This is a genomic window from bacterium, from assembly GCA_019637795.1.
Classification (GTDB): Bacteria; Desulfobacterota; Binatia; order HRBIN30; family CADEER01; genus JAHBUY01.
Genome location: JAHBUY010000004.1, coordinates 476,655 through 497,116, shown reverse-complemented (window position 1 = coordinate 497,116; position 20,462 = coordinate 476,655). Strand labels below are relative to the sequence as shown.

The window sequence follows — 20,462 nt, the reverse complement described above, 5'->3', positions numbered from 1 at the left end:
CGGTGCCGATGGCACGGCCCCAACTCGCCATCGCGATCCCCTCGTTGAGCCGCGCCCGCATGCTGGACGCGGTGCTGCACGAGATGGTGCCGGTGTGCGACGCCCTCGGCATTCCCGTGTGCGTCAGCGACAATGGGTCGGGCGACGACACGCCCGACGTGTGCGCCGCCTGGGCGCGCCGCTACGCCGGCTTCCGCCACCAGCGCCATCCGCGGACGGTGCCCTTCGGGCACAGCGTCATGTCGGCGATGGCGATGAGCGACGCCGAGTACACCTGGCTGTCGGGCGACGACGACTACCTCGTGCCGGCGGGCATCCACGCCGTCGTCCGCACCCTCTCGGCGCGCCGCCCCGACGCCCTGGTGGTGCGCACGATCGAGGTCCCGCGGCCCGATTTCGTCGCCCTCGATGCGCCGATCGGTCCCCAGCTCGCGCCAGTGCTGGCGCAGGCGCCGGCCGCCAGCGGCGTGCGCGAGTACCGCGACGCCGGCGAGTTCTTCGCCGCCCGGCACATCATCCTGCCGGCGCCGACGGTGATCTATCCGACCGATCGCACGCTGGCGACCGACTACGCGCGCTACCTCGATACCCACCACGCGCACATCGGCGCGCTCTTCGACGCCCTCGCCGCCGAGCAGGCGCGCACCGGCGGGGTGGCGGTGGTCGAGCTGAGCGAGCTCTGCTCGGTCTCGCTCACCACCCATCACGCCCAGGGCAAGGACCAGTGGAGCGAGCTGTTCCGCTTCCTGGCGGTCGAGGGCTTCCCGCGGTGGTTCTCCCTGCTGCCGCCGCTCTACGCCCCGCACATTCCGATCGCCGAGGCGCACCACCGCCACATCTTCCGCGCCGTGCTCGATCCCGACGGGGACCGCCCGGCGAGGGGATCGGGTTCGTGACCGCGGCGATCGCGCCGGGCGCCGACCAGTGGGCGCGGCAGTTCGCCGACGAGGGCTACTTCGTCGTCGAGCGCGCCATCGGCGGCGCCTTGCTGGAGGGCCTGCGCGCCGACGCCGACCGCGCCGTCGCCGAGGAGCGCGGGCGCCTCGAGCGCGGCGAGGACCTGCACGTGCCGGTGAGCCGGCTGGACGACCGCTACGTCGTCTCCGGCTTCGTGCGCCGCAGCGCCCACATGCGCGAGCTGGCGTTCGGCGAGCTGATGGCGTCGATCTGTCGCGCCGCCCTCGGCGACGAGGCCTACTTCTACTCCGAGACCTTCGTCTGCAAGGCGCCGCACAACGAGCACGGCTGGATCTGGCACCAGGATTCCAGCTACCTCGACTACGTCGGCTGCGGGCACTACCCGCCGAACCTGAGCGTCTGGGTGGCGCTCGACGAGATGACGACGCGCAACGGGGCGCTGCGCGTCCTGCCGTTCTCGGTGCTCGACGTCCGCCAGGTCGTCCCGCACGACTTCGCGCAACCGTGGACGAGCGAGGACGTGGTCGACTTCGGCGGCCGCGAGGGCCTGCTGCTGACCGTCCCCGCCGGCTCGATGGTCGTCATGGACGGGGCGCTGCCGCATGCCAGCGATACCAACCGCTCGGACCGCCCGCGCCGCGCCATCCTGATCCAGTACTCGCGGCAACCGGTGCTCAAGGACGGCAGGCCGGTGCAACTGGCCGTCCCCTTCGTCCAGGGCGGCGTCCGCCGCGTGCCGCAGCCCAACGAGATCGGCTGAGCCGCCCGCCGTCCGGTCATCCCGCGGCGCCGGCCGGGTCGCCGGCGCACTGCACCTCGGCGCGCAGCCCGAGCGACGCGCACATCGTCGCCACCTCGCCGGCGTAGGTCGGATTCGCGACCAGCACCGTGCGCACGCCGGCGTCGCGCGCCGCCTCGGGGGCGACGACGCGATGGCCGGCGCCGGGCAGGAAGCCGCCCTGCTTGCGCGGGTGGATGTCGACGACGAGATCGAGCAGCGTCCGCTCGGGATCGACCAGGAGCGCGAACAGGGCCCCCTTGCCGGCCGCCCCCCACAGCGCGACCGGTCCCCGCGCCCGCGCCTGTCGCAGGCGTTCGCGATGCCGCGGCGCGAAGCGCGCGGCGAGCGCGGCGAGGCGCGGCGCGGCGCCGCGCGGGGTCGGCGGCGCCGGCGCGGCGGCGCGCTCCGTCCCCGGCGGCGCGGTGGCGAACGCCAGCAGGTACTCGTCGTCGAAGGCGCGCTCGACGCGGATCCGTTGGTAGCCGGCGCGGCGCAGCGCCGCGGCCACCGCCGCGTCGGTGGCCATGGCGCAGTGCTCGTAGCAGAAGTCGTGGAGCAGCCCGCGCGCGAGGGTGTGGTCGACGTCCGGCGTCTCGAGGACGAGCTCGAACGGACCGGGAACGTGCTCGCGGAAGGATGCCAGGAAGCGCACCGGATCCGGGATGTGCTCGAAGACGTGGCGGGCGGCGACGACGTCGACCGAGCCCTCGAGCGCCGCGGCGCCGGCCGCGTCCAGGGGCGCCGCGCGCACCGCCACCCGCGCCGGCAGGGTCGCTTCGGCGGCGCGAAACGCCGGGTCGAAGCCCTGGGCGCGGATGACGCGATCGCCCAGCCGCTCGACCAGGTGGGCGAGGAAGAGCCCCTGGCCGGCGCCGACGTCGACCAGCGAGAAGCGGTCGCGCGGCGCCAGGCGGGCGGCGATGCGGTCGCTGACGTCGTCGAGATGACGGCGGTAGCGCGGCGACCGCGTCGCGTCGAGGAAATAGTCCTGGCCGTATGGCACGCCGGCGAAGGCACGGTTGAAGACCATGCCGCACGCCGGACATTCCACCAGCTCGAGCCGGCCGGCCGGCGCCTGGCGCGCCTCGGCTTCGCTGGCGGCGAGGACGTTGAGCAGGCGGGGAATCGCCGGGTGGACGAACGCCGGCGGACCGTCGATGCGCGCCGCGCAGCAGGGACAGGGGGCGCCGGCGCCGGAGCGGTCCGTCATCACCGGGGATCAGCCGCGGCGGCGCCCGCCGAGGAACTCGCGCAGCGCCTGCTGCATGTAGGCGAGGCGCTCGTCGTCGATGCCCGGATAGACGCCGATGAGGAAGGTCGCGGTGGCGATGACGTCGCTGTTGGCGAGCGATCCGGCCACCCGGTGCGGCCGATCGTCCCAGGCCGGCTGGTGCAGCAGGTTGCCGGCGAAGAGCGAGCGGGTGGCGATGCGGCGCCCCTCGAGGAAGGCGACGAAGTCGTTCTTGGTGAACGGCGCCTCGGGACGGACGGTGATCGGGAAGGCGAACCAGCTCGGAGCGGCGCGCGACTCGTGGCGCGGCAGCACGAGCACGTCGGCGAACGGTTCCAGCGCCGCCAGCAGGCCGTCGAAGTTGCGCCGCCGCCGCGCCACGAACGACGGCACGCGCCGCAACTGCGCCAGCCCGATCGCCGCCTGCAGGTCGGTCGCTTTCAGATTGTAGCCGAGGTGGCTGTAGATGTACTTGTGATCGTACCCCGCCGGCAGCCGCCCGAGCTGCCAGGCGAAGCGCTTGCCGCAGGTGTCGTCCTTGCCCGGTTCGCACCAGCAGTCGCGGCCCCAGTCGCGGAACGACTCGACGATCCGCTGGCGCGCCGGGTCGTGGCACAGCACGGCGCCGCCCTCGCCGGTGGTCATCTGGTGCGCCGGGTAGAACGAGAGCGTGCCGAAGTCGCCGAACGTCCCCGCCATGCGTCCGTCGAGGGTCGCGCCGAGCCCGTCGCAGGTGTCCTCGATCAGGAAGAGGCCGTGCCGGTCGGCGAGCGCCCTGTAGGCCACGGCGTCGAAGGGATTGCCCAGCATGTGCGCCGTCATGATGGCGCGGGTGCGCGGGCCGATGGCGCGCGCGATGCGTTCGGGGTCGGGGTTGTAGGTGCCGAGCTCGACGTCGACGAACACCGGAACGCAGCCGAGCTGGGCGATCGGGTTGACGGTGGTGGGGAAGCCCGCCGCCGGCGTGATCACCTCGTCGCCCGGCCGCAGCGGCCGCTCGAGCCTGGGCGACGTGCACGCCGCGAGCGCCAGCAGGTTGGCCGAGGAGCCCGAGTTGACGAACACCGCGCCGCGCGCCCCGGTGTAGGCGGCCAACGCGCGTTCGAATTCCGCCGCGTAGGGGCCGGCGGTGATCCAGGCGTCGAGCGCGCTGCGCACCAGCGTCTCGATCTCGGAGCCGTCGAAGACCCGGCCGGAGTACGGGATGTGGGTCTCGCCGGGGACGAACGGGGCGGGGGCGTGCTCGAGCGCGTAGAGGGCGCGGACGCGCTCGATGATCTCGTCGCGCAGGACGGCGCTGCGGGAGCGCGGGGTGGTCATCGGCTACGCCTCCGGCTCGGGAAGGTGCGTCCCGACCCCGAGATAGGTCACCGACGGCGCCCGCGTCGCGGCGCGGAGCGCCCCGCGCGCGTCCGCGAACAGCAGCGGCGTCGCCCGCCGGGCGAGCAGCGCCGGCAGCGCCTCCAGGTAGCGCGGCCACGGCGTCACCAGGACCACCGCGTCGGCGGCGTCGAACGCCGCCTCGAACGCGCCGTCGACCAGGTCCGCGACCCCGAGCTCGGCGAGCCGCGCCCGGCTCGCCCCGTCGTCCACCGCCGGGTCGTGGGCGCGCACCGCGGCGCCGCGCGCCGCCAGCTCGCGCAGGATGGGCAGCGCGATCGAATCGCGCATGTCGTCCGTCTCCGGCTTGAAGGCGAGCCCGAGCACCAGGACGGAGCGGCCGCTGAGACCACCGAGCGCCCGGTCGATGCGGGCGACGAACCACGCGGGTTGGCTCCGGTTGATGTGCAGGGCCGCGTCGAGCATCGGCGTCGCGAGCTGCTCGCCGCGGGCGAAGGCGGTGAGCGCGGCGAGATCCTTCGCCAGACAACTGCCGCCGAAGCCGGGGCCGGGGAGCAGGTAGTCCGCGATGCCCGCCCGCGACGGGGCGCTCAGCCGGCGGTCGAGGTGCAGGGCATCGAAGACGTCCATCGCCTCGACGCCCTCGATGCGCGCCGCCAGCCGCGTCAGCTCGTTGGCGAACGAGACGCAGGTGCTGAGCAGCGCGTTGTTGGCGGTCTTGATCAGCTCGGCGGTGCGGATGCCGGTATCGAAGAAGGTGGTCGCCAGTCCCGCGAACAGCGCCCGCGCCAGCGCCGCGGCGGCGGGGTCGTCGGCGCCGACGACGATGCGATCCGGCTGCCGGGCGTCGCTCAGGGCGCTGCCCTCGCGCAGGAACTCGGGCAGGAAGCCGACCGGGCAGGGGGCGTCGGCGAGCAGGCGCTGGGTGGTGCCGGGCAGCACGGTGCTGCGCAGGAAGATCGCGCGCCAGCGCAGGGCGGCGCCGGCGCGCGCGGCGACGCGGCGCAGGCCGTTCACCGCCGCTTGCAGCGCCGCCAGGTCGTAGTGGCCGTCGGCGCCGGAGGGCGTCGGCACGGCGATCAGGACGACGTCGGCGTCGGCCGTGTCCTCCTCGCGCCCGGTCACCATCCAGCGGCCGCTGCGCGCGGCGGCCCGCAGGGCCGCGTCGGCGCCGGGCTCGAAGAACGGCATGGCACCCGCCCGCAGCCGGGCGACGCGGTCGGAATCGACGTCGACCAGCGTCAGCTCGTGGCCGAGCTCGACCAGCACCAGCGCGCTGATCACGCCGACCCGGCCGGCGCCGATGACGGCGACCTTCATGCCTCCTCGCTCGCCGGCGACGGTGGACAGGCGGCCAGCCAGCGCGCGTAGCGCGCCAGCCCGTCCTCCAACGCCACGCGCGGCATCGAACCGCCGAGCGCGCGCAGCTTCGCCAGATCGGGACAGCGCCGCCGCGGCGCGTCGGTCAGGTAGTCCGGATCGCTGCTCGGGCGCAGGCGGACGCGGCCGGTGGTGCCGGTGACGGCGCGGATCCGCTCGGCCAGCTCGCGCATCGAGATCTCCTCGCGGTCGTCGCCGACGTTGTACGCCTCGCCGTCGGCGCCGCGGGTCATCACCCGCAACAGCGAGACGATGAAATCGGTCACGTAGCAGAAGCTGCGGCGCGGCGTGCCGTCGGAATGGAGCACGAGGTCCTCGCCGCGCCGCGCCGCGTCGAGCAGGCTGGGCACGACGCGGCCGTCGTCGTGCCACAGCCCCGGCCCGTAGACGTTGAACGGGCGGACGATGCGCGTCGGCGTGCCGTGCGCGCGGTGGTAGGTCACCGCCAGCGTCTCGGCGACCCGCTTCGACTCGTCGTAGCAGGCGCGCGGGCCGGTCGCCGAGACCCGGCCGGGGTAGGTCTCCGGCGTCGGCACGTGCGCCGGGTCGGGATCGCCGTAGACCTCGCTGGTGCTGAGCAGGATGAAGGCGTCGAGCGGCTGGCGCAGCGTCCGCAGCAGCGTCCAGGTGCCGAGCACGTTGACCTCGAGGGTGCGCAGCGGCAGCCGCCGGTAGGCCACCGGCGAGGCGATCGAGGCGCCGTGCACGATGAAGTCGAAGGGCTCCGCCAGCTCCAGCGTCGACACGTCGCCCTCGCGCAGCTCGACGTGCGGATGCGCCGCGAGATGGGCGAGGCGGACGCGGCGCGCGGTGGTGAAGTTGTCGATCACGACGACGCGCGGCGCGGCGCGCCCGCCCGCCGCGTCGGCGCGCGCCGCCAGGACGTCGACGAGATACGCCATCAGGAACCCGGCGCCGCCGGTGATCAGCACCCGCTTGCCGTCCATCCGGCGCAGGTCCTCCTCGGCGCGGGCGGCGATCTCGCGCACATCCTCGCCGATGACGTCGAGCCCGGCGGTCATGCGCGCGCCCGCTCCAGCGGCGGCGGCTCGACGAAGCGCGGGGTCGGAATGGGGACCAGGAAGCGGCCGCCGCGGCGGCGGAACGCCGCCTGCTGCGCCAGGATCTCGTCGAGAAAGTTCCAGGCGAGCACCAGCAGCACGTCGGGCGGATCGTCGGCGATGCGCTCCGCCGGCACGATGGGGATTCCCGTGCCAGGCGTGAAGCGGCCCTGCTTGAGGGGGTTGCGATCGGCCACGTACGCGATGTCGGTGGCGCCGAGCCCGCAGTAGGCGAGCAGGGTCATGCCCTTGGCCGGCGCGCCGTAGGCGGCGACCCGCCCGCCGTCCGCCCGCACCGACGCGATCCGCTCCCGCAGCGCCTCGCGCAGCGCCTCCACGCGCTGGCGGAAGGCGGCGTAGGTGGCGGCCGCGAACAGACCGCGGCGCTCCTCGTCCGCCAGCGCCCGCGCCACGGCGGCGGTCGTCGGCCGCGGGCCGGCGGCGTGCTGTCCCCAGACGCGCAGCGAGCCGCCGTGGACGGGCAGCGCCTCGACGTCGAACACCTGCAGACCGCAGGCGCGGTACAGCTCGACGATCGCGCGCACGCTGAATTCCGAGAGGTGCTCGTGGTAGATGGTGTCGAACTCGTTGTGCGCGATCAGGTCGGCGGCGTGCGGCACCTCGACGATGAACACGCCGTCGGCGGCGAGCAGCTCGCGCACGCCGCCCACGAAGCCGTGCAGGTCGTCGATGTGGTTGAAGGTGTTGGTGGTGGTGATCGCCGCGGCGGGACCGCGCCGCGCCCGCAGCGCCCGCGCCAGCGCGCCGTCGAAATACTCGCCGACGACCTCGAGCCCGGCGGCGCGCGCCCGCGCGATGAGGTTGCGCGCCGGGTCGATGCCGAGCACGCGCAGCCCGCGCGCCGCGCACGCGGCCAGCAGCACGCCCTCGTTGCAGCCGATGTCGACCAGGTAGCCGTCGGCCGGCAGCCGCGCCCCGTCGACCAGCCGATCGGCGAGCGCGGCGAAATGCCGGCGCAGGCCGTCGGCCGCCGCCGGCGTGTACAGGTAGTGGCGGAAGAACTCCGCCGGCACGCGGTTCGGCACCTGGATCAGGGCGCAGTCGAGGCAGACGTGGGCGCGCAGCGGGAACGCCGGCTCCGGCTGGTCGCGCTCGTCGGCGGCGACGTAGCGGTTGGCGATCGGCTGCAGGCCGAGATCGAGGAAGTCGATCATCCGCCCGCCCAGGCAGGCGCGACAGCGGTCGGCCCCGAGCTCCGCGGCGGCGTTCACGCGTCAACCATAGACGGGCGGTGCGCGCGCCACCACTCGATAGTGTCGGCCAGGCCGTCGTCGAGGTCGATCCGGGGCCGGAAGCCGACCGTCGCGGCGAGACGGGCGGTGCAGGGCACGATCCGCGGCGGCTCGGCCCCCAGCGCCTCGGGCTCGGGGAAGGCGAGCAGGTCGGCGCGGCCCAGGCGCTCGCCGATGCGCAGGGCGAGGGCGCGGACGCTGATGCCGGTCTCGGTGCCGACGTGGACGGTGCCGCCGAGCGGCGACCGCGCCAGGGCGAGCAGGGCGTCGGCGACGTCGCGGACGTGCAGGAAGGCCCGCACCTGGGCGCCGCGGGCGACGGCGCAGGGGCGGCCGGCGAGCAACGGCGCGATGATCGACGGCACCAGGGCCCAGTCGGGCTGCCCCGGTCCGTAGAGATTGAACAGCCGCGCCCACGCGAACGAGGCGCCGCGGGCGGCGGCGTAGGTGTCGGCGATGCGGTGCAGGGCGTCCTTGCACACCGCGTAGAGGCTGCGCGGGGCGACGGCGAGCGTCTCGTCCATGTCGCCCGCGCTCGCCGCCAGCTCGAGGTGCGAGCCGGCGAAGACGATGCGCTGGCAGGCGCCGTCGAGCAGGCCCTCGAGCAGGGCGAGCGAGCCCTGGACGCAGGCCAGGTTGGCCGGGGTGTCGCGATAGTCGGGGCCGATCGACCAGGCGAGGTGCAGGGCCGCGTCGGCTGCCGCCTCGCGTGCGGCGCGGCGCATCGCCGCCGCATCGGCGAGGTCCGCCTCGACCAGGCGGAGGTCGCCCGACAGGCCGGCGAGACGCGCCGCGCCGGCGCGCGATCGCACCAGCGCGATGACCTGGTGGCCGCTGGCGAGCGCCGCCCGGACCACCTGCGAACCGACGAATCCGGACGCGCCGGTGACGAGCAGCCGCAGCCGCTGTTCCGCTTCACCAACCATTGCGCTTCGGTGTAGAGAGACCAGCCAGCTTTGACGCGAATCTCATGAACCGCGCAACCCCCTCGGCCGGCGTCCTCGACGTCGAGTGGATCGCCATGCAGGCCGGCCTGAAGCCCGGGAACCGCGTCTCGATCGCCGCCGACCGGGCCGGCGAGGTCGAAACCCGGGCGCGCCGGCACGGTCTCGCCATCGCCCGCGGGCCGGATCGCGTCGAGTTTCCCGGCCGCCCGCCGGTCGCGATCCTCTACCTGGCGCGGGACGCGGACTACGCCCGCGCCATGGCGGCGGCCGAGGCGCCGCTGCTGCCGCCCGACAATCAGGGGCTCGACCGCGACCGGGAGGTGGATCTGCACACCCGCTTCGGCGCCCTGCTCGGGTTTCCCGCCTGCTGCGTGGCGGAGTTCTGCGCCCGGCTGCGCCGCGGCATCACCAGCCGTCCGGACGGCAGCTACGGCCACGAGGACTTCGTCGCCGCCGAGCACGCGGCGCGGGCCTCGCGCCAGTTCCTCGGCCGCCTGAACGATCTCTCGCCGGATCGCCGGGCGCGGCTGGTGACCTTCTACCCGTGCCGCTACGACTGCGCCGCGGCATCGGCCTACGCGGCCGGCGTGTTCGCCGCCGCCGAGGCCGTCGATGCCGCCGCGGCGGCGGCCCTGCGGACGGCGCTGCTGGGCGAGATGCGCATCGCCGCCGACGGCGCGCGCGGCGGCGCCCCCGTCCCCGGCGTCGACGCGCTGACCATCGACTTCGCGACATTCTGACGCCCCCCGGCGGGCTCAGGAAGCGTGGAGGGCCGCGCTCCCGCGCGGCCGCCGCAGGGCGCGGCAATCCAAGCGTCTTCGGCGCCGGTCGCCATGCACCAGCGTCGCACGGCCGCGCGGGAGCGCGGCCCCCCCGCATCGCATCGCGGCGGCGGCGGGGCAGACCCATGCGCATTGCGGTTGCTCCAAGAAATCCGCTCCGACTATCTTTCGGGTGGTGGGCATCCCGCACGGCGATCACGGCGACGAGCGCCGGCGGGTTTCCCCGCTGGCGCGGGACGAGTCACGGCCGCGCTTCGGCGGCTTCGAGGCGCTGGCCGTCCTGGCCGTGCTGGCGCCGCAGATCGCGCTCGGCGGCTGGCTGCTGATCGTCCCCGACCACGTCGCCTTCACGACCTCGCAGTTGGCGGTGCTGGCGCACGTCGCGCTCAGCCTGGTCGTCCTGCCGCTCGCCGTCGTCTGGAGCCTGCGCCACATCCGGCGCTTCCGTCGCTACGCCCGCCCCTCGGCGCCGGCGGGCGTGGTGCGCTGGGCCCTGGTGGGAACGGTGCTGCTCGCCTTCGCCTCCGGCATCCCGGCCATCTGGAGCAGCCAGGGCATGGCGGTGGCGGACGGTCACGCGGTGCTGGGCGCGGCGGTGGCGGCGATGGTCGCGCTGCACCTGTTGATCGAGCGCCGTTGGCGTCTCGGGCTGGCGGTGATCGGCGCCATCGCCCTCTCGTGCGCGCTGTTGGTGGGGGCGCGCCTCGTCATCCCGCGCGACCTGCTGGAGCCGGCGTCGCCGCCGTTCACCTACGACGTGCGACCGGTCAGCCTCTACGACGAGGCGGCCTGGTGCGGCTCCTGCCACGTCGAGAACTACCACGAGTGGCGCCGCTCGACGCACGGGCACGCCATGGACATGCCGGTGTTCCGCAGCGATCTCGAGCACCGCACCGACAGCCAGGGCGTCGACCTGGTGCTGGTCGGCAAGGCGGCGCGCGAAGCGCCCGGCTCGCCGTTCCTGCACCAGTTGCCGCCCATTCCCGACCAGTGCCCGATGTGCCACGCGCCGACCAGCTTCTTCGGCGAGGACGCGGGCTCGCCGCTGCAGGCGGGCGTGCCGACCAGCGACGGCGTCACCTGCAGCTTCTGCCACACGCTGCGCGGCATCAACGACGCGCATCCGGAGGCGGACCAGAAGGTGCGCGATTTCATCGCCCGCGCCCAACGCGGCGAGGTGCCGCTCAGCGACGCGATCTCGCCGGAGATGTTCCAGTGGCCGCCGTTCTACGTCTCCGCCCCCGAGACGGTGCGGCGCTACATCGGCCAGAACGCGGCCAACCCGATCGCCCGCCTCGTCGGCGACTACCTGATCCGCTGGCGGCCGGCGATGCACCGCCGCGACTACCACTCGCCGTTCCTCGACACCTCGCAGGCCTGCCAGGGCTGCCACGGGGTGTCCTTCGACGCGCCCGAGACGCCGCACAAGACGTACCCCGACTGGGAGGCGAGCCCGTACAACTCGCCGGATGCGAGTCAGCGGGTCGAGTGCCAGGACTGCCACATGGTGCGGGAGGCCACCGGGCGCCCGGTGCGCGAGCCGGGACGGTTGGTGCCCTGGGGGCCGGTGCGCGGGCAGCGGCGCTCGCACCTCTTCCTCGGCGGCAATGCCGCCGCCAACGTGCTGTTCGACGACCACGACGCGGCGGCGCGGCAGCGCGAGCTGGCGCGCCGGGCGCTGCGTCTGGAGCTCGACGCGGCGCGGATCGACGGCGATCGGGTGCGGGCGCGGGTGACGCTGACCAACGTCGGCGTCGGCCACGGCTTCCCCGGCATGGAAACCGTGCAGCGGTACGCGTTCCTACGCGTCGCGGCGTTCGACGCCGCCGGCGCGCTGATCGCCGAGGGGCCGCAGCCGACCGCGGAGTGGAAGGAGGGGGAGCAGCCGAGCCCGGTGCTCTTCCGCTTCGTCGACCAGCACACCCTGCGCGTCCACGGCGACACCACGGTGCCGGCGAAGGAGTCGCGGACCTATGACGCCTACGTGGACCTGCCGCCCGGCTCGCCGCCGGTGGCACGGGTCGAGGTCCGGCTGGGGCAGAATTTCGATCCCGAGCCGTTCCTCGCCGTCAGCGGCGCCGTCGATCTGGCGGCGAAGTGAGGCGCGCGCCGGCGGCGCCGCTCAGCGCCCGTCCGCCTCGGGGGCGTCGGACAGCGCCCGCAGCTCGCCGGTGCCGTAGAGCTCGGCGTAGCCGCGGCGCACGCCGAAGCAGCGGCGCGCCTCGGCGCAGCTCGCGCAGGCCTCGCCGCGGACGAACTCGCCGCCGCCGGCGTGCTCCGGCAGCGCCAGCGCCGAAACGGCGGCGCGCTGGCTCGCCGGGATGACGCAGAGCGGCAGGCCGCACATCGACTCGAAGCCGCTGACCGCCACCCCGGCGGCGCGGGCGCGCGCCAGCCCGGCGACCAGCGACGGCATGACGTCGGAGAAGCGCGGGATCAGCGCCGTCGTCCGCGGCACCACGTCGGTGTGCGAGCCGACGAACGAGAAGACGATCCCCGCCGTCGGCCAGCGCCGCGCCACCAGCTCGACGACGTTCGGGAAGTCGTCGCGGTTGGCCTGGCAGAAGACGAAGTTGAGGCGGACGCGGACGGTGGTCTGCACGAGCGCATCGACGCCGCGCAGGGTCGCCGCGAAGGTGCCGGGGGCGCCGGTGACCGCGTCCGAGATCGCGGCCGTCGCGCCGTGCAGGGAGATCATGGCGCCGTCCAGCCCGGCCTCGGCCAGCGTCGCGGCGAGGTCCGACTCGCCGAGCCGGGTGGCGTTGCTCTGCAGCTCGACCGAGCGCGCGCCCCCGCCCTTGGCCAGGCGCACGTAGTCGGGCAGGCGCGGGTTCAGCGTCGGCTCGCCGCCCGAGAGGATGACCACCGCGCCCTCGCGCGCCGCCGTCTCGATCGCCTCGCGCACCGCCGCCTCGCGCGCCGGCGGCAGGTGCGTCGACACGAAGCAGAACTCGCAGGCCTGGTTGCAGTGGAAGTTCACCCGCACCGTGTACTCGACCGCCGGCGCGTCGCCGCCGCGAAACTCGTCGCGGCTGACCAGCTCGCGCGCCACCTGCTCCTCCACCGTCGAGACCACGGTGAGCCGGCGGCGCAGCCGTTGCTCGCGCACCGGATGCAGGACCGCCGGTTCGGCCGCCGCCCGCGGCAGGCCGGGGCAGCGGTCGTTGACCAGGCACTCGGCGCACGCCGCCACGCGTCCGTACTCGGCGCGCGTCGCGTTGCCGCGGTTGAGCGCGAACAGGTGCGCGACGCGCTCCGGCCGTTCGAAGACGCAGGGCGCGACGTAGGTGGTGGGATCGAGGCGCAGGGGGAGCGCGACGCGACGCGCTTCGTCGGCGACGGCGGTGATGGCGCCGGCCACCTCGGCCAGCGGCGCGCACTCGTCGGCGAGCGGCGCCTGCAGCGGCGCGATCAGGATCAGCCCGGCGACCGGCAGGCCCTCGGCGACGATCCGACTGGGGATCGCGGCGGCGTGCGCCAGCGTGCGGCGGACGATCGGCGTCGTCACCTCGACGCCGACGCCGGCATCGGCGAGGGCGCGGATGCCGCGCAGCGCCGCCGCGAAGCCGCCCGGCTCGCGGGTGATGGCATCCGCCTCGTCGCCCCACGCCACCAGTTGCACGCGCGCCGCGGCGAGGCCGGCGCCGGCCAGGGCGGCGGCGCCCGCCGGGTCGATCAGGGTCGCGTTGGTCTCCAGCACGACCCGGCCGCTTCCCTCGGCGGCGTGGCGCACCAACGCCGCCAGGTCGCTGCGCATGGCCGGCTCGCCGCCGGTGAGCACGATCTCGCGCGTCTGCGGTCCCCGCGCCGCCGCGATCCGCCGCCGCACGGCGGCGGGGCTGATGAAATCGGGACGCTCGGCCGGCCGTCGCGCGTTGCAGAACCAGCAGTTCTGGTTGCAGGTCTCGTTGGTGATGACGCGCTGAACGTGCATGGGCGGGCGAGCGGGCGGAGCCGCGGATGTCCCCGTTCCAGACCCGCCGCGGTGCCCGCCGTCTGCGCTGGCTTGTGGCGTTGGTTATAGGCTATCGCAACTCGGTAGGCGACCACGAAGTCCGGCTCGACCGCGCGCCGCGGCGACGTCCCCGAGGGGCCTGGCGGTCCGCGGCGACGGTCGCCGGGGCCCGCGGCGCGGCGGGCGGCGGGGCGCGCCGGCCGACAGCCCGAACCCGTCCAGCATGCCCCCGCCCATGATCGTCTCCGCCGGCGCGACCGTGGCGCTGGTCGCCGCCCTCCTGGCGAGCTGGCGCCGCCCCGCTCCCGACCTCCTCCGCCATCCGGCGGTGCGCGCCGCGGCGCTGCTGTTCGCGATCGCGGTGGTGGCGCGCGGGGTCGCGGTGCGGCCGACGCTGGTGCACGCCGACGTCGTCGCGCCGATGCTGGTCGACTGCGTCCTGCAGTTCCCCGATCCCTGCACGAACCGCGGCCAGACCTACGGCCAGTACGGTTTCTGGGCGCTCGGCGGACTGACCCGCCTGCTCGGCCACGACCTCGACGCGGTGTTCCGCGCCATGCAGATCGTCGGCGCGCTCGACGTCGCGCTGCTGGCGCTGCTCGCCTACCGCCTGTCCGGCTCGCCCTACGGCGCGCTGCTCGCGGTGGCCGTCACCGGCACCCATCCGGCCCTCATGCGGGTCGCGGCGTCGGAGGACATGCACACCATCGCGCTCGGCCTCGGCCTGCTGGCGTTCATCGTCATGGACGTGTTCGCGGCGACCCGGCGGACGGCGCCGCTGGTCGCGGCGGTGCTCGCCCTGTCGCTGCTGGCGCACACCCGCCAGACCTTCTACGTATTCGCCCCCTGCGCCTTCCTGCTCGGCCTGGCGCGCGGCGGCCGCGGCCTGCTCGGCGACGCGCGCTTCTGGGCCGCCGGCGTGGCGGCGGCGGCGGTGCTCGCCGCCCGCGTGCTCGCCGGCCAGGGCGCGGAGAGCGTCCTCGGCAACATGGCCGCCATCCTCTCCCAGCCGGTGCTGCTGCCCGAGATGCTCGGCGGCCACGCGCTGTTCGACGTCGGGCGCTTCGGTCCGCTGCCGATCCTCACCGTCGCGGCGCTGCTCTGGGCGTGCCTGACGCGCGGCCTGCCGCGCGCGATGGCGCTGGTCTTCGCCATCAACTTCGTCGTCACCTATCCGTGCGGCATGCCGTCGCCGGGCGTCGAGCTGGCGCAGCGCCTCTCCGCCATCGCCCTCGCCATGGTGCTGGTCGCCATGGCCGGCGCGGCGTTCCTCGAGCGCTGGGTGGCGCCGGCGCGGCGGGCCCGGGTGGGCATCGCCGCCGCCGCCATCCTGTTCGCGCTGCCGCCGTTCTTCTCCGCGTGGGGCATGTTGCGCTCCCTCTCGCCGGCGCACCGGGAGTACCTCGCCGTCGAAGCCGCGGCGCCGGCGCTGCCGCCGGAGCTGACGCTGGTCAAGCTGCCCACCGCCGACGGGGCGCTGTCGGGCTATGCGCGCTACGCCGGACTGCTGCGGCGGTCCGGCAAGCGGGTGCAGGTGGCGCCGCTGGCGCATCTGGCGAGCAGCCCGCCGCCGTGGTTCGTCCTCGAGGACATCGAGTGCTGGACCTATACGTTCGAGGATCTCACCGGCGGCAAACACGCGCCGAGCCAGGACGCGGCGCGCGCGATTCGCTGGGACCGGGTGATCTTCGGGCGCCAGCGCTCGCCCCTGCGGCCGCCGGATGGGCCGCGTCCGGAATGCCGGCCGTTCGTGGGCGACGAGACCGCCATCGGTCCGCCGGCCGTCATCGTCGATCCCGCCGACGATCCGCCCTTCCTCTTCTACTCGGCGGCGGCGGTGCCGATCCGCTTCCACCGGCTCGAATCGGTGCCCGGCGGGTGACGCGCGACGCCGCCGCGGTCGCGCCGCCGGCACGCTCCGGGGCGGCGGCCGGCGCCGCCGCTGCGGCCTTGAACAACCACGACGGCGCCTTCAAGATGACCGCCGTGACGAGCCCGGGGCGAGGCCGATGACGGCGCGCGCGGTCACCGCGGAGCAGGGCGAGCCGCGGGCCGGGCGTCCGCTGCGCATCGCCATGGTGAGCAGCTTCGGCAGCCGCGATGGCGGCTACTTCTCCGACGTGCTGCTCGGCCTGTTGTGCAGCGACGCGCGCGCCCTCGGGCATGAGTCGCGGATGCTGCGCGTCTACTACGACGGCGGCGACCGCGTCCGCGACGCCGAGGTCTCGGCGCGGGTGACGCGCTGGCTGGTCGACGAGGCGATCGACCTGGTGGTCGCCGATCGCGTGCTCGACACGGCCGCGTTCGCGGCATGGAAGGCGGGCGGCCCGGACCGCCGCATGCTGCTCCTGCCGCCGCCCGAGGGCATGGCGAGCGTCGCGCCCGGCGATGCCGCCATCGCCTACCGCCCCTACGAACGCCGCCGGCCGGGCGGCGAGATGGGTGACGAGGTGCGGCGCGCCTTCGCCATGTGGCTGGCGACCGGTCTGGCGCCGCCGGCCGAGGTCGACATCCCCGGCCTGTCGGCGGTGCGCGACGGCCTGCCGGAGCCGGCGTCGCGCTCGCTGGTGGAGGCTGCCGGCGGCCCGCGCCTCGACTACCGCCCGGTGCTCGACGTCGAGGTGATCGCCGCCGGCGATGCCGCGGCGGTGCGCGCCGCCCCGTACGCGGTGTTCGGCAACGGCGGCTGCCCCTACAGCCGCGACGTCAGCCAGGCCGCGCCGTACCGCGACCTGCCGCTGCCGCGCGGCGGCGAGGTGCTGCGCAAGGGCTGCGCCTTCTGCACCATGGGCGGCGACTACGACAAGCGCTCCGACGCCGACACCGTCGAGTCGGTGCTCCGCCAGGCCGCCTATCTCGCCGCGCACCTGCCGGCGCCGCACGCCTTCGTGCTCACCGATCAGCACCCGCTGCGCTATCTGCCGCTGTTGCTGGAGGAGGCGGAGCGGCGCGGCCTGCGCGATCTCACCTGGCTGCTGGAGACGCGCGCCGACTGGCTGGTCGAGCACCGCGAGGCGCTGGCGCGCAGCATCGCCATCGCGGCGCGCACCGGGACGCGGCTCGAGCTCTACCTGGTCGGCTTCGAGTCGTTCTCGGACGACGATCTCGAGCTCTTCAACAAGGGCGTCGACCATACCGTGCTGCTCGCCGCCGCCGCGCTGGTGCGCGAGCTGGTGCACGCCCACCCGGCGCACTTCGGCTACACGCGCGAGCGCGGTCACAGCCTGATCCTCTTCCATCCCTGGACGACGCCGGCGCGCCTGCTGGCGTCGGGCGAGGCGCTGCGCGCCCACGGGCTGTCGGACTTCTTCCACGACATCACCCGCAATCGTCTGCGCCTCTACCCGCGCCTGCCGATCTACGCCCTGGCGACCGCGCAGGGGTTGGCGGCCGACGCCTGGGAGGCCGCGGCGGTGGCGGACACGGCGCGCGGCAAGGGCTACAGCGTCGACATCGCCTGGCGCTTCGCCGATGCGCGCGCCGCCGTCGCCTACGAGCTGTGCCGCCACCTGCGCCGCGCGCTCGGCGATCAGACCGAGATCAGCCAGTTGCTCGCCGTCGCCCGCTGGCTGGCGCCGATCGACGCCGCGGCGGCGCCGACCCCGGAGGCGGCCACCGGTTGGCTCGCGGCGGCCCTGGACGGGCTGGCGACGCGGGTCGAGGCGCTGTTGCACGGCTCCTGCGGCGCGCGGGCGGCGGCGGTCTTCTTCGCCGGCGCCTGCAACAACGGCTGTCCCGGCTGCGAGAATCGCGACCGCTTCCTGGCCGACGACGCGGCGGCGCTGCAGGCCCGCGTCGACGCGGCGCGCGCCGCCGACCTGCCGGTGATGCTGGCGGGGCGCGAGCCGACGCTGCATCCCGACTTCGCGGCGCTGGTGCGGCGCGCGCGCGGCGCCGACGGGCGGCGGGTCGGCGTCACCAGCAACGGTCGCCGCTTCGCCTACCCGCGTTTCACCCGCGAAGCGGTCGAGGCGGGATTGTCGGACGCGTCGGTGAAGCTGTTCGCCGCCGGCGCCGCGGCGGCGGACGCGATCGCCCGCGTCGACGGCGCGCACGCGCAGGCGCTGCGCGGCATCGCCAACCTGGTGCGCGCCGGGGTGCGGGTCGAGCTGCGGGCGCCGTTGTACGGGGCGGCGCTCGCCACGCTGCCGGAGCTGGCGGCGCTGGCGCGCGCGCACGGCGTCGGCGGCATCCGGGTCGAGGTGCCGCTCGACGGGCTCGGCCTCGGCGCCATCGACGCCGCCGCGGCGGCGTTGGACGGGCTGGCCGCCGCCTGCCGCGCCGCCGACGTCCGCCTCACCGCCGCGCCGCTGCCGAGCGGCATGCGCGGCTTCGACCGGATGCCGGTGTGAGGCCGCGATGCGCGCCGTCGACATCCCGCGCGTCGAACCGCTGGCGCCGGCGCGCTTCGAGCGCGAGTACCGGCGGACGCGCCGTCCGGTGGTGGTGCGCGGGCTGGTGCCGGAGGCGGAGCTGCGGCGCTGGTCGTTCGCGGCGCTGGCGGCGGAGTTCCGCGAGCTGACGGTGCCGGCGATCGTCACCCGCGGCGGCACCGTGGTCGCCGATCCGCGGCACGGCGTCGGCACAGAGCCGCGCCCGCTGCGCGAGCTGCTGCAGCAGCTCGGCGGCGGCGGCGTCCCGTCGCTGTACATGATGGCGCGCGCCGACGAGCTGCCGCCGGCGTGGCGCGAGCGCGTCTCCACGCCGATCTACTGCGCCGGCGCGCCGTGGCTGTCGCACAAGCTGTGGATCTCGCCCGCCGGCACGGTGACGATGACCCACCGCGACGCCGCCGACAATTTCCACGTCCAGCTCCTGGGCGCGAAGCGCTTCACGCTCTTCGATGCCCGCGACAGCGGATGCCTGTATCCGAACAGTCTGTTCTCCGGCGTGCCCAACGGCTGCCGGGTCGACATCGAGGCGCCGGACCTGGCGCGCTTTCCGCGCTTCCGCGAGGCGCAGCCGCGGCAGGCGGAGCTGGCGCCGGGGGACGCGATCTACATTCCGCGCGGCGCCTGGCACCACGTGCGCACGGTCGCCGACAGCTTCTCGACCAACTTCTGGTGGGCGCGCGGGGGGCGCCTGCCGCTGGTGCTGGCGGCCGATCTGTTCAAGCGGCTGCGGCGGGTCAATCGCTGAGGGGCGGCGGGCGGCGTGCGCGCGCTCACGGCAGTGCCCCGCATCGCGCCGCCCTCGGCGGCGGAGTTCGAGGCGGAATTCGTCCGCCGCTCGCGGCCGGTGATCCTGCGCGGCGCCATCGCCGACTGGCCGGCGATGGCCAAGTGGTCGCTTGAATACTTCGCGCGCCAGCTCGGCGATCGCGAGCTGCCGGTGATCCGGGAGAAGGGCCGCTCGCACTACGACGTCGGCGGCGGGCTCCACTACGAGCGCATCCGCTTCGCCGACTACTGCGCCCTGCTCGCCGACGAGCGGCCGCACGACCTCTACCTGTCGGTGCGGGTGCGCGAGCTGCTGCCGGAGCTGTTCGCCGACATCCGGCATCCGGTGTACGCGGCGAACGCGCCGTGGGCGCGCTCGCGCTTCTGGCTCGGCGCGCCCGACACCAAGGGGCCGCTGCACCGCGATCTGCCCGAGAACCTGTTCGCGCAGATCCGCGGCCGCAAGCGCTTCCTGCTGCTCGAACGGCGGCTGACCGGTCTCGTGTACCGCCACCCGTTCTACTCCGGGGTGCCCAACTACAGCCCGGTGGACGCCGAAGCGCCGGATCTGGCGCGCTTCCCGCGCTTCGCCGAGGCGCCGCTGTGGGCGGCCGAGCTCGAGCCCGGCGACCTGCTCTACATCCCCAGCCTGTGGTGGCACCAGGCGCGCTCGCTGACGACGTCGATCGGCATCAACCTGTGGTGGGTGCGCGGCCCCAAGGTCGCGGTGGCGCGCCTGGCCGAGCTCTACATGCGGCTGCGCGGGCTGCGATTGTGAGCGCCGGCGGCGCGCGGCGTTCGTCGTTGCGCCTCGCCGCGGCGGCGACTATCGTCGGCTTCCCGGCGTCGGCGGGACGGGGGCGGATGGCGGCGCCAGGATCGGGGAACGCATCATGCGGGTAGACGACAGCGGGCTGATCAGCGATCGGCAGCGGCGCGAGCTCGACGAGCGGGGATTCTTCTTCACCGACGTCCTGTTCACCGCCGACGAGCTCGAGCCGGTGCGCCAGGACTGCCTGCGCTACTACCGCGAGTCGATCGAGGAGATCCCCGAGAGCAATCCCGGGCAGCGCGCCCGGCAGCGGTTGCGGCCGTTCCTGCCGGCGCCGCAGAAGCGCAGCGACGCCGTGGCGCGCTTCCAGCGCCACCCGGTGTTCCAGGCGCTGGCCAGGGCGATCGTCGGGCCGGATGTCGACCAGACCTGGAGCCAGGGCTGCCTGAAGCTGCCCGACGTCGATGCCCAGACCGAGTTTCCCTTCCACCAGGACAGCAAGTTCGCCGAGATCGATCGGCTGGACACCGGCTTCTCCTGCTTCCTGGCCCTCGGGCCGCTGTCGCCGGAGAACGGCACGCTGCTGTTCGCCGCCGGCACCCACGGCACGGCGTTGCCGCACACCTGGGATCCGCGCCTGGAATGGTGGTCGTGCTCGGTCGACGGCCTGGAGGTGGTGCCGGGCACGCTGCGGCCCGGCGCGATGGTCGTCTACCGCCTGATGACCCCGCACGGCAGCCCGCCGAACCTGAGCGCCGAGATGCGGGAGGCGTTCCTCATCACCTTCAACGTCCCCGGCGTGCGTCTGCTCGAAACCGGCGAGCTGTTCGGCGATCAGCGACCGCTGCTGCGCGGCGGCGCGCTGGTCTGACGGCGGCGGCG

At 74.8% G+C, this 20,462-nt stretch carries 16 protein-coding genes; 9 read left to right on the top strand and 7 right to left on the bottom strand.

What is annotated here, in order from left to right:
- Positions 1 to 8: 8 nt before the first annotated feature.
- Positions 9 to 896 (top strand): glycosyltransferase, encoded by an 888-nt coding sequence (locus KF840_16100; GenBank protein MBX3026432.1) that lies wholly within the window; start codon positions 9 to 11, stop codon positions 894 to 896.
- Entirely contained in the window at positions 893 to 1,678 is a 786-nt protein-coding gene (locus tag KF840_16095; protein ID MBX3026431.1) for a phytanoyl-CoA dioxygenase family protein, read from the top strand. Before KF840_16100 ends, KF840_16095 begins: the two co-directional genes overlap by 4 nt.
- A 16-nt stretch (positions 1,679 to 1,694) precedes the next feature.
- Here the strand turns inward: KF840_16095 and KF840_16090 are convergent, their stop codons facing one another.
- From KF840_16090 to KF840_16065, 6 genes are read right to left on the bottom strand one after another with little or no spacing between them, the layout of a single operon-like run.
- Positions 1,695 to 2,909, bottom strand: coding sequence for a methyltransferase domain-containing protein (locus tag KF840_16090; protein ID MBX3026430.1), 1,215 nt, complete (start codon positions 2,907 to 2,909; stop codon positions 1,695 to 1,697).
- 9 nt (positions 2,910 to 2,918) lie between these two features.
- Positions 2,919 to 4,250, bottom strand: a complete 1,332-nt coding sequence (rfbH, locus tag KF840_16085; protein MBX3026429.1) for a lipopolysaccharide biosynthesis protein RfbH — start codon at positions 4,248 to 4,250, stop codon at positions 2,919 to 2,921.
- A gap of 3 nt (positions 4,251 to 4,253) precedes the next feature.
- The gene (locus tag KF840_16080; protein ID MBX3026428.1) at positions 4,254 to 5,591 is read right to left on the bottom strand and encodes a nucleotide sugar dehydrogenase; all 1,338 of its coding nucleotides are present in this window, start codon (positions 5,589 to 5,591) and stop codon (positions 4,254 to 4,256) included.
- The gene (locus tag KF840_16075) at positions 5,588 to 6,673 is read right to left on the bottom strand and encodes an NAD-dependent epimerase/dehydratase family protein (protein ID MBX3026427.1); all 1,086 of its coding nucleotides are present in this window, start codon (positions 6,671 to 6,673) and stop codon (positions 5,588 to 5,590) included. Before KF840_16075 ends, KF840_16080 begins: the two co-directional genes overlap by 4 nt.
- Positions 6,670 to 7,944: a class I SAM-dependent methyltransferase gene (locus tag KF840_16070; GenBank protein MBX3026426.1), complete on the bottom strand. Its 1,275-nt coding sequence runs from the start codon at positions 7,942 to 7,944 to the stop codon at positions 6,670 to 6,672. The genes KF840_16075 and KF840_16070 overlap by 4 nt, the downstream gene beginning before the upstream one ends.
- A complete protein-coding gene (locus KF840_16065; GenBank protein ID MBX3026425.1) occupies positions 7,941 to 8,891 on the bottom strand; it encodes an NAD(P)-dependent oxidoreductase in 951 nt (316 codons plus the stop codon). Before KF840_16065 ends, KF840_16070 begins: the two co-directional genes overlap by 4 nt.
- A gap of 44 nt (positions 8,892 to 8,935) precedes the next feature.
- On the opposite strand from KF840_16065, the gene KF840_16060 reads away from it, so the two are divergent.
- The gene (locus KF840_16060) at positions 8,936 to 9,652 is read left to right on the top strand and encodes a hypothetical protein (protein ID MBX3026424.1); all 717 of its coding nucleotides are present in this window, start codon (positions 8,936 to 8,938) and stop codon (positions 9,650 to 9,652) included.
- Positions 9,653 to 9,869: 217 nt separating this feature from the next.
- A complete protein-coding gene (locus KF840_16055; GenBank protein ID MBX3026423.1) occupies positions 9,870 to 11,795 on the top strand; it encodes a hypothetical protein in 1,926 nt (641 codons plus the stop codon).
- A gap of 21 nt (positions 11,796 to 11,816) precedes the next feature.
- Here the strand turns inward: KF840_16055 and KF840_16050 are convergent, their stop codons facing one another.
- Positions 11,817 to 13,628: a radical SAM protein gene (locus KF840_16050; GenBank protein ID MBX3026422.1), complete on the bottom strand. Its 1,812-nt coding sequence runs from the start codon at positions 13,626 to 13,628 to the stop codon at positions 11,817 to 11,819.
- Positions 13,629 to 13,872: 244 nt separating this feature from the next.
- Here KF840_16050 and KF840_16045 point away from each other — a divergent pair, with 244 nt between their 5' ends.
- The 5 genes from KF840_16045 to KF840_16025 all read left to right on the top strand — a co-directional run bounded on the left by KF840_16045 (position 13,873) and on the right by KF840_16025 (position 20,451).
- Positions 13,873 to 15,531 carry a hypothetical protein gene (locus tag KF840_16045; GenBank protein ID MBX3026421.1) on the top strand — a complete coding sequence of 553 codons (1,659 nt, stop codon included), beginning with the start codon at positions 13,873 to 13,875 and terminating at the stop codon, positions 15,529 to 15,531.
- A 127-nt stretch (positions 15,532 to 15,658) separates the two neighbouring features.
- On the top strand, positions 15,659 to 18,001 hold the full coding sequence (locus tag KF840_16040; GenBank protein ID MBX3026420.1) for a radical SAM protein: 2,343 nt from the start codon (positions 15,659 to 15,661) through the stop codon (positions 17,999 to 18,001).
- Positions 18,002 to 18,008: 7 nt separating this feature from the next.
- Positions 18,009 to 18,788 (top strand): cupin-like domain-containing protein, encoded by a 780-nt coding sequence (locus KF840_16035; protein MBX3026419.1) that lies wholly within the window; start codon positions 18,009 to 18,011, stop codon positions 18,786 to 18,788.
- Positions 18,789 to 18,821: 33 nt separating this feature from the next.
- Positions 18,822 to 19,586: a cupin-like domain-containing protein gene (locus KF840_16030; GenBank protein ID MBX3026418.1), complete on the top strand. Its 765-nt coding sequence runs from the start codon at positions 18,822 to 18,824 to the stop codon at positions 19,584 to 19,586.
- A 115-nt stretch (positions 19,587 to 19,701) separates the two neighbouring features.
- Positions 19,702 to 20,451: a phytanoyl-CoA dioxygenase family protein gene (locus KF840_16025; GenBank protein ID MBX3026417.1), complete on the top strand. Its 750-nt coding sequence runs from the start codon at positions 19,702 to 19,704 to the stop codon at positions 20,449 to 20,451.
- Positions 20,452 to 20,462 lie beyond the last annotated feature (11 nt).

Excerpts from the sequence above, each read along its gene's own strand:
- KF840_16035 (MBX3026419.1), top strand. The coding sequence starts at position 18,009 with ATGCGCGCCGTCGACATCCCGCGCGTCGAACCGCTGGCGCCGGCGCGC.
- KF840_16065 (MBX3026425.1), bottom strand. The coding sequence starts at position 8,891 with ATGGTTGGTGAAGCGGAACAGCGGCTGCGGCTGCTCGTCACCGGCGCG.
- KF840_16075 (MBX3026427.1), bottom strand. The coding sequence starts at position 6,673 with ATGACCGCCGGGCTCGACGTCATCGGCGAGGATGTGCGCGAGATCGCC.
- KF840_16060 (MBX3026424.1), top strand. The coding sequence starts at position 8,936 with ATGAACCGCGCAACCCCCTCGGCCGGCGTCCTCGACGTCGAGTGGATC.
- KF840_16080 (MBX3026428.1), bottom strand. The coding sequence starts at position 5,591 with ATGAAGGTCGCCGTCATCGGCGCCGGCCGGGTCGGCGTGATCAGCGCG.
- KF840_16050 (MBX3026422.1), bottom strand. The coding sequence starts at position 13,628 with ATGCACGTTCAGCGCGTCATCACCAACGAGACCTGCAACCAGAACTGC.
- KF840_16040 (MBX3026420.1), top strand. The coding sequence starts at position 15,659 with ATGACGGCGCGCGCGGTCACCGCGGAGCAGGGCGAGCCGCGGGCCGGG.
- KF840_16025 (MBX3026417.1), top strand. The coding sequence starts at position 19,702 with ATGCGGGTAGACGACAGCGGGCTGATCAGCGATCGGCAGCGGCGCGAG.
- KF840_16090 (MBX3026430.1), bottom strand. The coding sequence starts at position 2,909 with ATGACGGACCGCTCCGGCGCCGGCGCCCCCTGTCCCTGCTGCGCGGCG.
- rfbH (MBX3026429.1), bottom strand. The coding sequence starts at position 4,250 with ATGACCACCCCGCGCTCCCGCAGCGCCGTCCTGCGCGACGAGATCATC.
- KF840_16045 (MBX3026421.1), top strand. The coding sequence starts at position 13,873 with ATGCCCCCGCCCATGATCGTCTCCGCCGGCGCGACCGTGGCGCTGGTC.
- KF840_16100 (MBX3026432.1), top strand. The coding sequence starts at position 9 with ATGGCACGGCCCCAACTCGCCATCGCGATCCCCTCGTTGAGCCGCGCC.